The 12,659-nt window shown below is 61.0% G+C and carries 10 protein-coding genes and 1 pseudogene; all 11 read right to left on the bottom strand.

Annotation, left to right across the window (positions count from 1 at the left end):
* Positions 1–131: 131 nt before the first annotated feature.
* Complete coding sequence (locus GF108_RS14935) at positions 132–437, bottom strand: type II toxin-antitoxin system RelE/ParE family toxin (RefSeq protein WP_153668653.1); 306 nt, start codon at positions 435–437, stop codon at positions 132–134.
* Positions 434–679, bottom strand: coding sequence for a type II toxin-antitoxin system ParD family antitoxin (locus tag GF108_RS14930; RefSeq protein WP_153668651.1), 246 nt, complete (start codon positions 677–679; stop codon positions 434–436). Before GF108_RS14930 ends, GF108_RS14935 begins: the two co-directional genes overlap by 4 nt.
* A gap of 58 nt (positions 680–737) precedes the next feature.
* Positions 738–1,712 carry a UDP-N-acetylmuramate dehydrogenase gene (gene murB / locus GF108_RS14925; protein WP_153668649.1) on the bottom strand — a complete coding sequence of 325 codons (975 nt, stop codon included), beginning with the start codon at positions 1,710–1,712 and terminating at the stop codon, positions 738–740.
* Between the two features lie 58 nt (positions 1,713–1,770).
* Positions 1,771–3,171 carry a UDP-N-acetylmuramate--L-alanine ligase gene (murC, locus tag GF108_RS14920; RefSeq protein WP_153668647.1) on the bottom strand — a complete coding sequence of 467 codons (1,401 nt, stop codon included), beginning with the start codon at positions 3,169–3,171 and terminating at the stop codon, positions 1,771–1,773.
* The gene (gene murG, locus GF108_RS14915) at positions 3,168–4,295 is read right to left on the bottom strand and encodes an undecaprenyldiphospho-muramoylpentapeptide beta-N-acetylglucosaminyltransferase (protein WP_153668645.1); all 1,128 of its coding nucleotides are present in this window, start codon (positions 4,293–4,295) and stop codon (positions 3,168–3,170) included. Before murG ends, murC begins: the two co-directional genes overlap by 4 nt.
* 6 nt (positions 4,296–4,301) lie before the next feature.
* A complete protein-coding gene (gene ftsW, locus GF108_RS14910; RefSeq protein WP_153668643.1) occupies positions 4,302–5,459 on the bottom strand; it encodes a putative lipid II flippase FtsW in 1,158 nt (385 codons plus the stop codon).
* Positions 5,452–6,855, bottom strand: coding sequence for a UDP-N-acetylmuramoyl-L-alanine--D-glutamate ligase (gene murD, locus GF108_RS14905; protein WP_153668641.1), 1,404 nt, complete (start codon positions 6,853–6,855; stop codon positions 5,452–5,454). The genes ftsW and murD overlap by 8 nt, the downstream gene beginning before the upstream one ends.
* A 5-nt stretch (positions 6,856–6,860) precedes the next feature.
* Complete coding sequence (mraY, locus tag GF108_RS14900) at positions 6,861–7,943, bottom strand: phospho-N-acetylmuramoyl-pentapeptide-transferase (protein ID WP_027231906.1); 1,083 nt, start codon at positions 7,941–7,943, stop codon at positions 6,861–6,863.
* Positions 7,944–7,974: 31 nt separating this feature from the next.
* Positions 7,975–9,408, bottom strand: coding sequence for a UDP-N-acetylmuramoylalanyl-D-glutamyl-2,6-diaminopimelate--D-alanyl-D-alanine ligase (locus GF108_RS14895; protein WP_153668639.1), 1,434 nt, complete (start codon positions 9,406–9,408; stop codon positions 7,975–7,977).
* Positions 9,405–10,874: a UDP-N-acetylmuramoyl-L-alanyl-D-glutamate--2,6-diaminopimelate ligase gene (locus tag GF108_RS14890; protein ID WP_153668638.1), complete on the bottom strand. Its 1,470-nt coding sequence runs from the start codon at positions 10,872–10,874 to the stop codon at positions 9,405–9,407. Before GF108_RS14890 ends, GF108_RS14895 begins: the two co-directional genes overlap by 4 nt.
* 119 nt (positions 10,875–10,993) lie before the next feature.
* A pseudogene (locus GF108_RS14885) lies at positions 10,994–12,652 on the bottom strand (peptidoglycan D,D-transpeptidase FtsI family protein); the annotation flags it as partial.
* Between the last annotated feature and the right edge of the window lie 7 nt (positions 12,653–12,659).

Raw genomic sequence — 12,659 nt, 5'->3', positions numbered from 1 at the left:
CGCTTGTCCCTAAAGAATCAGAGAGTTGATTCGCTGACAAGCCCTCAATGATTCAACAATGAAATTCGGCGTAAAAAAATGCGGCTCCTCAGGCAGCGCGTGCGGCGGCTTCGACACCCGCAATGACGGGATTATTCGGGCTTGGGAAGATGCGCTGGTACGTCCATGCTTTGATGCAAGATACGCATCAATTCCATCACGCCGTCATCAGCAAGGCGAAAAAACAGAAGGTGGGAGCCAACTGGCATCTTTCGATATCCGGCGCGGACATGTTCTGCTGAACTGCCTGAATTCCGTCGTGCAGAGATATCATCGCACGCTTTTTGGATTTTCCGCAAATATCGCTCGGCCTGGTCATCGCCCCAATTTGCGGCGGTGTAATCCCATATTCGATCCAGATCAGCAAGGGCGGCCGGGGAGATGCGCAATCGCTTCATGCGGGTTTGGTACGACGCTTGGAGTTGAGGAAATCTTCGAAGTTTAACTCAACAGGGTCACCGCTCGTTTCACCTTCATCGAGCGCCGCGCGCAGAGCCTGCAACCTCAGCTCCTGCTCCTCAAGCAGGCGCAAGCCAGCGCGAACAACTTCGCTTACCGTAGCATAACGGCCTTGCGAAATCTCTTCGTCGATAAAATCGTTGAAGTGTTCGCCCAACGAAATGGACGTGTTCTTGCCCATGAAAGCCTCCTGTATTTGTACCAATATATGCCAACAATTGGTACAAATACAGAGAGTCCTACAACAACTGCCCCATGAATTCCTGTACATCCTGACCGGTACGGAACCGGCCCAACCGCTTGATCTCCCAATGGAGCCGGATGCCGGAATTCTTCAGGACATTGGCGCGGATCGTCTCGCCCAAGGTCTCGAGATCGTGTCCGCTTGCCGTGCCGGTGTTGATCATGAAATTGCAGTGCATGGGCGACATCTGGGCGCCGCCGATCATCAACCCGCGTCCGCCGGCCTTGTCGATCTCCTTCCAGGCCGATGAACCTTCCGGATTCTTGAAGGTCGAGCCGCCGGTTTTTTCGCGGATCGGCTGAACGGTCTCGCGATGGTGCTGAACGGCGTCCATCGCCGCCTGAATCTCGGCCCTGTCGCCGGGGGTGCCTTCGAACAGCGCCGAGGTGAAGATAAGATCGCTCGCCGCACCCGAATGGCGGTAGGCGTAGCCCATGTCGGCATTGGAAAGCACATGAAGCTCGCCCTTGCGGTCGAGCGCTCGCACCTCGACGACGCGTTCGCGCGTTTCGACGCCGTTCGCGCCCGCATTCATGCGCAAGGCTCCACCAATACCGCCGGGGATGCCATGGTAGAAATGAAAGCCGGCAATTCCGGCTTCGAGCGCTGCGGCAGCAACGCGCTTGTCCGGCGTTGCAGCGCCTGCGCGCAGTTGCACGTCACCCGCCCGCTCGACCTCGCCAAATCCCTTGGCGGAGAGGCGAACGACGAACCCAGGGATACCGCCATCGCGCACCAGAAGGTTGGAACCGATGCCGACCGTGAGGATCGGATACTCCGCCGGTACTGCATTCAGGAATTCGGCAAGATCTTCTTCATCCGCTGGCTGGAACATGACCTCGGCCGGTCCCCCGGCGCGAAACCAGGTGACTTTCTCCATGCCCATATTGGGCGTCAAGCGGCCACGCAGCTTCGAAAATCGATCGCCCAGCTTCTTCAGCAGGGCCTCGCCGTCAACCAGTGAGTACATATTATCCTTCCAACGGTTCACAGCGCCGCACATCCCGCTGGCGGCGCAACCGCCAAATCTAGATCGCCGCCAGTTCCTTTGGCAAGGCATAGGCCCATTGCGTGATATTGCCGGCACCCAGAAAAATGACGAAATCGTCGGGCTTGGCAATCTGGGCAATCAGCGGCGCGATCTCCTGGGGCCCGCTGATATAGCGCGCGTCCCTGTGAGCGGCCGTGCGGATGCGCGAAACCAGAGCTTCGGAATTGACGCCCTCGATCGGATCCTCGCCCGCCGTATAGACCGGCGCCACGATAACCGTATCGGCATCGTTGAAGCAGGCGGCAAAGTCGTCAAAAAGGCTGGCGAGCCGGGTAAAGCGATGCGGCTGCATGACGGCGATCACCCTGCCCTTGGCGGAATCGCGCGCTGCCTGCAGCACCGCCTTGATCTCGACTGGGTGATGGCCGTAGTCGTCGAAAATCTCGACGCCCTGCCATGAACCCGTATGGGTGAACCGACGCTTGACGCCGCCGAACGATGCGAGCCCCTTCTTGATGTCCTCGGCCGAAATGCCGAGCTCATTGGCGACGGCGATTGCAGCCGTGGCGTTCGACACATTGTGCCGGCCGGGCATTGGCAGATGCAGACCTTCGATCACCATTGTATCGCCGGTCTTGCGCTTGGCGATCTGGACATCGAATGTCGAGCTTGCGCCATTGACGGCAAGGTTGACGAAACGCACATCGGCCTGCGGATTTTCACCATAGGTGATGACCCGGCGGTCCTCGATGCGCGAGACCAGCGACTGCACCTCCGGATGGTCGAGGCACATGACGCCGAAGCCGTAGAACGGCACGTTTTCGACGAACTGGCGGAAAGCCTCCCGCACGCGGTCGAAGGTCCCGTAATGGTCGAGATGCTCGGGATCGATATTGGTCACGACGGCAATATCGGCGGGAAGCTTCAGAAACGTGCCGTCGCTTTCATCCGCCTCGACGACCATCCAGTCGCCCTCACCCATGCGTGCATTCGTACCATAGGCGTTGATGATGCCACCATTGATCACCGTTGGATCGAGATTGCCGGCGTCGAGCAATGTTGCCACCATAGAGGTCGTCGTGGTCTTGCCATGGGTGCCGCCAATGGCAACCGCCTGACGGAAACGCATCAGTTCGGCGAGCATTTCAGCGCGGCGAACGACGGGCAGCAGCTTTTCGCGCGCCGCGACGAGTTCCGGGTTGGATTTCCGGATCGCCGTCGAGACGACCACCACTTCCGCGTCGCCGAGATTGTCGGCCGCGTGACCGACGAAGACCTCGATGCCTTTCTCGCGCAGACGCTGCACATTGGCGCTGTCGGATTGGTCCGATCCCTGCACCTTGTAACCGAGATTATGCAGAACCTCGGCAATGCCGCTCATGCCGATACCGCCGATACCGATGAAATGAACGAGACCTATGTTGAGCGGCATCTTCATGGACGCACTCCTTTTTTGAATTTTTCGACGCTTTGGCCGGTTGCAATAGCCTCTGCGAGGTCGGCAAGCAACCTTGTCGCCTCCGGCTTGCCGGTGCTTCGGGCTTTCTCGGCGGTCATGGCCAGCCGGTCGGGCTCGTTCATGGCATTGGCAAGGATCGAGGCGATGCGTTCCGGCGACAGTTCCGACTGCTTGATCACCTCTGCGCCCCCGGCCGCCGCGAGCGCCGCCGCATTGGCCGCCTGGTCATGGTCGAGTGCATGCGGAAACGGCACGAGCACGGCCGGCCGTCCAATGGCGGCAATCTCTGAAACCGTCGACGCCCCCGACCGGGAGAGGGCGAAATGCGCTTCGGCGATGCGGCGCGGCATATCCTTGAAGAACGGAGCGACCTCCGCCTTGATGCCGAGCGCATCATAGGCGGCGCGGACCTTGGCTTCGTCTTCGGGTCGGGCTTGCTGCGTCACCACCAGTCGCGCCCGGTTCTCGCGCGACAGCAGTTCGATCGCCGCAGGGACCGCCGCCGAGAAATATTGCGCGCCCTGACTGCCGCCAAAGACGAGGAAACGGAACGGCCCCGATACCTGCGCTGGCTCATAGGTTTTCCCGACCTCGGCCAGAACCTCGGGGCGCACGGGATTGCCCGTCAACACCGTCTTCTGCGCGAATGGCCCGCCATTGTCGGGCAGGAAGCCACCGGCAATGGCCGTCACGCGCGCCGCAAGCGCCTTGTTGGCGCGGCCCATAACTGCATTCTGCTCGTGAATGAGCGTCGGAATTTGCAGCGAGGTTGCCGCATAGAGCGGCGGCAGCGTCGGGTAGCCGCCAAAGCCGGCGACGAGCTTCGGCTTCATCGCCCGAAACAGCTTGCGTGAATCGAGATTGCCCTGCCACAGGGTCCAGAAAGTCCTGGCGAGCGAAACGGGATTGCGGCCGCCAATCGTAGCCGAGCGTACGACGTGAATTGCTTTTGCCGGAAATGCGCCGGTAAACCGCTCCGCCCGGTCGTCTGTGGCAAGATGAACTTCCCAATCGCGGGCGATCAACTCATGTGCGAGCGCCTGAGCCGGGAACAGATGACCGCCGGTTCCGCCGGCGGCAAGAAAGATAATCCCCTTTGCCATGACCCCTCAGCGTGCGCCCGCCATGGAAGGCATGTTCGCGCTGCCGAGCGTGGCCGACCGCCGCGCTTCAGGCCTGCGTCGCGTCAGAGCAAGCAGCAGCCCGGTGGATATGGCGACCGAGATAAGCGACGAGCCGCCATAGGAAATGAATGGCAGGGTCATGCCCTTGGCCGGCATCAGGTGGAGATTGACGGAGATATTGATGATCGACTGGAAGCCGAAGAGAATGACGAGACCTGACACTGCAAGGCGGGTGAAGTCGTCCCGCTCCTTGAGTGCGATCGTCAGCCCGCGAATAACGATGAAGGCGAAGATCGCGACAATGAGCAGGCACAGGGCAATGCCGTACTCTTCGGCCGTCACCGAGAAGATGAAGTCCGTATGGCTGTCGGGGATGATGCGCTTGATCGTGCCCTCGCCTGGTCCCTGCCCGAACCAGCCGCCGCGTATGATCGCCTCGCGGCCGGCATCGACCTGGAACGTGTCGCCTTCACCGGTCAAAAATCGGTCGATACGACCGGCGACGTGCGGAAACACCGTATAGGCGCCGAAGAACCCGACCATGCCGAGCACGCCGAGGCTGATGATCCAAAGCCACGGAACCCCTGCCATGAAGAACATGGCGCCCCAGGTGCCCGCCGTGAGGATCGTCTGTCCAAGATCGGGCTGCGCCACCAGAAGCGCGGCCACCACGCCGAAGAGCATCATGGAGAAGAGATTGCCGGGAATATCCCTGTGGCGCTCGTTCTCGGCGAAGAGCCAGGCACAGACGATGACGAAGGCCGGCTTCATGAATTCCGACGGCTGGATCGAAACGCCGGCAAGCGAAACCCAGCGCCGCGCGCCCTTGACCTCGATGCCGAAGAACAGCGCCCCTACCATCGCGACGAGTGAAACGCCGAGCAGGATGATGGCAAAGCGGCGAATGGTGCGCGGCGCCATGAATGATACGGCGAACATCACGACAACCGCCGGCACCATGAACATCGACTGGTGCTTGACGAAGTAGAAGCTCTCAAGGCCGATGCGTTCGGCAACGGCGGGGCTTGCGGCAAAAGACAGGAGAATCCCGAGGCCCATCAGTGCCAGGCAGGCCGCCAGGAGAAATCGGTCTATCGTCCACCACCAGTCGGCGACGGGACCACGGTCAATACGACTAACCATCTATGCCTCCAATTGGTGATGCGCCCGCAAGCGCGAGAACGGCGGAGCGAAATGCCTCGCCGCGTTTTTCAAAGTTCTGAAACTGGTCGAAGCTGGCGCAGGCAGGCGAAAGCAGCACGACAGGTTCGCCCGAACCGTCGCTTGCGGCGTCGCGGGACGCATGTTCGACGGCAGCGGCGATGGTGCCGGAAATTTCGAAGGGCGCTGCATCGCCGAGCGTCGCGGCAAATTGCGGAGCGGCTTCTCCAATCAGATAGGCCTTGGCAATGCGCGGAAAGAAGCCCGCAAGCGAGGCAATGCCGCCCTCCTTGGGCAGTCCGCCGGCGATCCAGTAGATGCGTGGAAACGACGACAGCGCCGGCGCCGCCGCGTCGGCATTAGTGGCCTTGGAATCGTTGACGAACAGGGTATTGCCGAGCTTGGCTACCTGCTCCATGCGGTGCGCAAGGCCGGGGAACGTGCGCAGGCCCAGATTGATCTCTTCCATCGACAGCCCGACCGAGAGGCAGGCGGCAAGCGCGGCAAGCGCATTCTGCGCATTGTGCTCGCCCCTGAGCGAACCGATGCCGGCAAGAGAGGCGACGACCGACGTATCGCCGTTCCTGGCGCGGACGAGATCGGAGCCCTTGGCGAAATAGCCGTTCTCGATGGGCATGCGCTTGGAGATACGAACAACATGCTTGCCGGTCCGCTCCAGCCGCTCTGCTATCGCCGCGCAGTAGCTGTCATCGACACCGACAATCGCCGTTTCGCTTCCTGCCACCAGACGTTCCTTGATCTCGGCGTAGTGCTGCATCGTGCCGTGCCGGTCGAGGTGATCCGGGGTCAGATTGAGGAGTATGCCTGCCGTCGGATTGAGGGACGGCGCAAGGTCGATCTGGTAGGACGAACATTCGACGACATAGAAGCGATTGTCCGCCGGCGGCTCCAGCGTCATCACCGCCGTGCCGATGTTGCCGCCAAGTTGCACGTCCCGGCCCGAAGCCTTGATGATATGGGCAATGAGGGCAGTTGTCGTCGACTTGCCGTTGGTGCCGGTGATGGCGATAAACGGGCTGTTCTTGCCGGCGCGATTGCGCTCGCGCACGAAAAGCTCGACGTCGCCGATGATCTCAACGCCTGCTGCTCTCGCAAGATCGACGCTCCAGTGCGGGCGCGGATGCGTCAGCGGTACGCCGGGCGACAGGACGAAGGAGGAAAACTGCTTCCAGTCGACGTTTCGAAGATCGCCGGTTTCGATGCCGGCGCCTTGCGCCTTCCTGACGCTTTCCGGGTTGTCGTCCCATGCAATAATTTTGGCCCCGCCCGCGGCGATCGCCTGCGCGGTCGCAATGCCCGATCCACCGAGCCCGAAGAGCGCGATGGTCTTGTCCTTCATGGAATGGGCGGGGATCATGCGGCCTACCGGAGCTTGAGCGTCGAAAGGCCGATCAGCGCGAGAATGACGGCGATGATCCAGAAGCGGATCACGACCTGGCTCTCGGTCCAGCCCTTCTTTTCGAAATGGTGGTGGATCGGCGCCATCAGGAACACGCGCTTGCCGGTCATCTTGAACGACGCCACCTGGATGATGACGGACATGGCTTCCATGACGAAGACGCCGCCGATGATGGCAAGGACGATCTCGTGCTTGGTTGCGACGGCAACAGCCCCGATGAGACCGCCAAGCGCCAGCGAGCCGGTGTCGCCCATGAAGATGGCGGCGGGGGGCGCGTTGAACCAGAGAAACCCAAGGCCCGCGCCGATGACGGAGCCAAGGACGACGGCGAGCTCGCCGGTGCCGGGCACGAAGTGAATTTGCAGATAATCGGCGAAAATCGCGTTACCGGAAAGGTACGCGATAACCCCGAAGGAAGCTGCGGCGATCATCACCGGGACGGTGGCAAGACCATCGAGACCATCGGTGAAATTGACGGCGTTGCCCGCGCCGACCATCACGAAGGCAGCAAACGGGATGAAGAAGATGCCGAGATTGATGATAAACTGCTTGGCAAAGGGGAAGGTCAGCGACGACGAAAACGGTTCCTGTCCCGCCCACATGATGCCGAGACCGGCCAGCCCCGCGATCAGGAACTCGATGCCGAGACGCCCGCGGGCCGAAAATCCCTTGAACGATTGTTTGCTGACCTTGAGGTAATCGTCGTAGAAGCCGATGGCGCCGAAGCACAGCGCGACGAGCAAAACAATCCACACATAGACATTCGACCAGTTGGCCCAGAGCAGCGACGACAGGAGAATCCCGGTCATGATCATGAGGCCGCCCATGGTTGGCGTGCCTGCCTTCTTGAAGTGCGTCTGCGGGCCGTCGGCGCGGATCGGCTGGCCGCGGCCCTGCCTGATGCGCAGCGAGTCGATGATGCGGGGTCCGAACAGAAAAACGATGAGCGCCGAGGTAATCAGCGCACCGCCGGTCCGAAACGTAATATAGCGGAACACGTTCAGCGCCTGGATATGTTCCGCCAGACCGGCGAGATAATAAAGCATGTGGCTAGAGCCCTTTCCCCATCCCCGCAGCTTACTCGGCTGGACCGGCAGGCTCGATGGAATTGTATTTCTGCAAGAGCGTTTTCACGATCCGGGAGAATCCAGTCCCCTTGGATGACTTGATCATGATCACGTCACCAGCCCGGATCGTCTTCAGCAATTGCGGTTGCAGTTCCTCTACGCTCTGCCTGTATTCGGCATGAAATTCAACCGGCATGGCCGCCTTGAGCGCCGCCATTTCAGGACCGCCGAGAAAAACCATGTTGATATGGTTGTCGGCAATCACTGAAGCGAGTTCCGCATGAAGTTTCGGCGCCTGCTTGCCAAGTTCGAGCATGTCGCCGAGCACGGCGATGTGCCGCCCGCGTCCGGTCGGGGTTGCCGCCGCAAGCAGTTCGATCGCGGCGCGCATGGAGGCCGGGTTGGCATTGTAGCTCTCGTCGATCAACGTGAACGTACCCTTTGCCACTTCCAGCGTATGGCGCGCCCCGCGCCCGCTTTCCGGGCGCAGCGAGGCAAGAGCAAGCGTCGCCTTGGCCATGTCTGCACCGGCCAGATGCGCCGTGCCGAGGACGCCAAGAACGTTCTGCACAATATGTCGGCCGGGCGCTCCGATCTTGACCACGGCTTCTTCGCCGGCGAGCCGCGCTGTCATGCAGGAACAATCGCCGAGGAGTTTCAATTTGATCAGTCTATAATCTGCCCGGGCGTTCTCACCAAAGGTCTTGATGTGCTCGACGCCCGCATCCTTCGCCATTTTCTCGAGCAGTTTGAAATGCTTGTCGTCTCGGTTGAGAAGCGCGTAGCCGCCGGGAACGACGCCTTCGAAAATCTCCGCCTTGGCGGTAGCAATTTCCTGAAGATTCTTGAAATGACCAAGATGCGCCGCCGCAATGAGCGTGATCAGCGCGACGTGCGGGCGCACCATCTTGACCAGGGGGCGGATTTCGTCGGGATGGTTCATGCCGATCTCGAACACACCGTAATCGGTATCGGCCGGCATGCGGGCAAGCGTCAGCGGTACACCCCAGTGGTTGTTGAAGGACGCCGCCGAGGCATGAACCTTCCCGCTGGTGGCAAGCACATGCCGCAACGCTTCCTTGGTCGTAGTCTTTCCGACCGATCCGGTCACCGCGATAATCTGTGCATGGGAGCGCGTTCGTGAAGCAATGCCGAGCCGCGTCATCGCCGCGAGCACGTCATCAACGACGATCATCGGTGCCTTCAACTTGCCGAGCGCCGGCAGTTTCGCTTCCGCAACGACAAGCAGCGCCGCGCCCGCAGCGACCGCCGCGGTGGCGAAATCGTGTCCGTCGAGCGCGTCACCCTTGATGGCGAAGAATGCCTCGCCCTGTTTCAGGGTACGGGTATCGATGGAAATGCCGGTGATGCCCTCCGGCAACTTGCCGATGGGCCGCCCGTTCATCGCTTCGATCATGGCATCCGAGGTCCAGAGCAGGCTCATGCGCCGCTCTCCCGTGCCAGACGGTCTTTCAGCGCCGAGCCGACTTCTGCATGATCGGAGAACGGCAGAACGACATCGCCGACTGTCTGGCCTTCTTCATGGCCCTTGCCGGCCACGATCAGCGTGTCGCCGGATTTCATCATCGAAACCGCATGGCGGATCGCTTCGCGGCGGTCAGCGATTTCTATGGCGCCCGGCGCTGCCGCAAGGATTTCGGCGCGAATGGTGGCAGGCACTTCTGAACGCGGGTTGTCGTCGGTGACGATGACCACATCGGCGAGGCGCGTCGCGATCTCGCCCATCATCGGGCGCTTGCCTTTGTCGCGGTCGCCGCCGCAGCCAAAGACGACGATGACGCGGCCGGTCGTGAACGGACGCACCGACGCGAGGACGTTCTCCAACGCGTCGGGCTTGTGGGCGTAATCGACATAGGCGGGCGCACCCTCCTCTGTCGCACCGACGAGGTCGAGCCGCCCCGGCGCGCCCTTTAGGCGCTCGAGGCCGCGCACGGCCGCTGCGGGCGGAACGCCGGTGGCAATAGCAAGGCCCGCCGCGACAAGGCCGTTCGCCACCTGGAAGTCGCCGGCGAGCGGCAGGGTAATCTCGAAGATTTCCCCGGCAATGTGCATCTCGACGTGCTGGCGAAAGCGCTCGTGCTCGACGCGTTTCAAGGTAATGAAATCGCCCTTGCGCCCGACGGTGAGCACCTTGCAGCCAGCGTCAGTGGCAGCAGCGATCGTCGGCTTGGAAAAGGCGTCATCGGCAAAAATGACCGCCGGCGCACCCTTCGGCAGCAGTTCCGTGAAGAGCCGCAGCTTGGCGGCGTGATATTCCTCGACCGTCGCATGGTAGTCCATGTGGTCGCGGCCAAGATTGGTGAAGGCGCCGGCCGAGAGACGCACGCCGTCGAGGCGGCGCTGGTCGAGACCGTGCGAGGAAGCCTCCATGGCGGCGTGGGTAACGCCCTCATCGACGAGCTCGCTGAGCAGCTTGTGGAGTTCGACAGGGTCGGGCGTCGTCAGCGAACCATAGTCGTCGCGCTTGGGCGATACGACACCGGTGGTGCCGATGCTGGCGGAGGCAAAGCCCGCCTGCGCCCAGATCTGGCGGGTGAAGGATGCAACCGATGTCTTGCCGCTCGTGCCGGTGATCGCCACCATCACATCTGGTTGAAGCTTGTAGAAGCTTGCAGCAGCAAGCGCGAGGGTGCGGCGCGGATCGTCGACATAAACGATCGGAACGGCAATCTTGCCAAGCTTCGCACCCTTGGAGGTAATAATGATCGCGGCCCCGCGCGACGCAGCGTCCGCCGCATAGGTTGCGCCATCGGCTTTGGAGCCCTTCAGCGCAGCAAACAGGAAACCGCGTTCCACTTTGCGCGAATCCGACGTCAATCCGGTTATCGTCTTATCGCCGAGTTCGGAGATAGCGATTTCAGGAATTCCGTTCAGATCTTTAAGTTGCATGGCCGCAGTGGAACCCATTTTCAAAAACTTTTCATCTCATAAGGGCAAGAATCATCGATTCTGCTCGCAAAACGCATCGTTTTGAGTCGTTTCTGGGGCATTCGCGAGCGAAGCTGTGGCTATTCATCGAACGACACCATCGTTGGCGCTGCCATGTTCTCTTCCTTGAAATCCGGCTTGACGCCAAGGAACGATGCCGAACGGCGAATAATGTCCGCAACCATCGGCGCGGCGTTCAAGCCGGCAGTTGCCGCAACCTTGCCCTCTTCTGGCTTCGGCTCGTCGATGATGGTCAGCACCACATATTCAGGCTTGTCGATCGGGAACGCCGCGACAAACGCATTGAACCTGACATCGCTCGAATAGCGGCCGTTGACCACTTTTTCCGCCGTTCCGGTCTTGCCGCCGACGCGATAGCCCGGAACGTTCGCCCGCGCGCCTGAACCGCCGGAGCCCTTCTCGCTGTTCAGGCGATAGAGATAGCGCATGTCCTCGCTCGTCTTCTCGCTGACGACCTGCTTGGCAACCTTGGTGGCTTCCTCCTCCGTGCGCGGCAGGAATGTCGGCTCTATCAGTTTGCCGCCGTTCATCAGGGCGGCGGCGCCGACGGCCGTCTGCAACGGGGTTGTTGCCATGCCGTGACCGAACGCGATGGTGATCGAGTGAACCTTCTTCCAGACTTTCGGTTCCATCGGGCGCGCTACTTCCGGCAACTCGGTCTGCATGCGGTCGAGCAGACCGAGACGATGCAGAAACGCCCTGTGACCCTCGATGCCCACGACGTCTGCTTCCTTTGCCGAACCGATGTTCGACGAATAGATGAAGACTTCAGGCAGGGTCAGCACGCGATGCTTGCCGTGAAAGTCGCGAATGGTCTGGTGGCCGATCGTGATCGGGCGGCTGGCGTCGAAGGTGCTGTTGATATTGACCTTGCCGGAATCGAGCGCCATCGCCGTCGTGAAGCTCTTGATGGTCGAGCCCATTTCGAAGGTGCCGGCGGACATGCGGTTGAGCCTGTCCTTGTCGAGCGCGTTGAACGGGTTGTTCGGATCGAAATCCGGAGCGGAGGCCATCGCCAGGACTTCGCCCGTATGAACGTTAAGGACAACCGCGCCCGCGGCAATGGCGCGGTAGCGCTGCATCGCATTGACGACGACATCGCGGACCACGTGCTGGACGCGAAGATCGATCGACAGCTTAACCGGTTCGAGCGAACGGCTGTCCGCAAGCCCGACATCGCGCAGGTCCGAAAGACCCTGCTCATCGATGTATTTCTCCATACCGGCAATGCCCTGATTGTCGATATTGACGAGGCCGAGAATGTGCGAAGCGGTCGGCCCGCCCGGGTAGAAGCGCGATTTCTCGGTCCTGAAGCCGATGCCGGGGATGCCGAGCGCCATGATCTGGCTCTTCTGCTGCGGCGTCAAACCGCGCTTCAGCCAGGCGAAGCCCGCATTGCTCTTCAGACGGTTATAGGTCTGCTCGAAGTTCAAATCCGGCAGAACGGTGGATAGAAGTTCGATCGCCTCGTCGGGATCGATGATCTTGCGCGGCTCGGCGTAGAGGGACGCCGTCTTGATGTCGGTCGCCAGCACCTCGCCATTGCGGTCGAGAATATCGGGACGCGAGGCAAGCACGGCGCCAGTCGGTCCATTATAACCGGTCGTATCTTCCTGCATGCCGTAATAGATCAGGCGGCCGCTGATAATGCCGTATATGCCCATGAAACCGGCAATGGCCATGACAACGCGATTGCGCGCACGATTGCCGGATTTCTTCTTCTTC

The sequence above is a fragment of the Phyllobacterium sp. SYP-B3895 genome (assembly GCF_009647635.1).
Classification (GTDB): Bacteria; Pseudomonadota; Alphaproteobacteria; order Rhizobiales; family Rhizobiaceae; genus Phyllobacterium; species Phyllobacterium pellucidum.
Note: the sequence above shows the minus strand (reverse complement) of the source record. Positions and strands in the feature narration are given on the sequence as shown.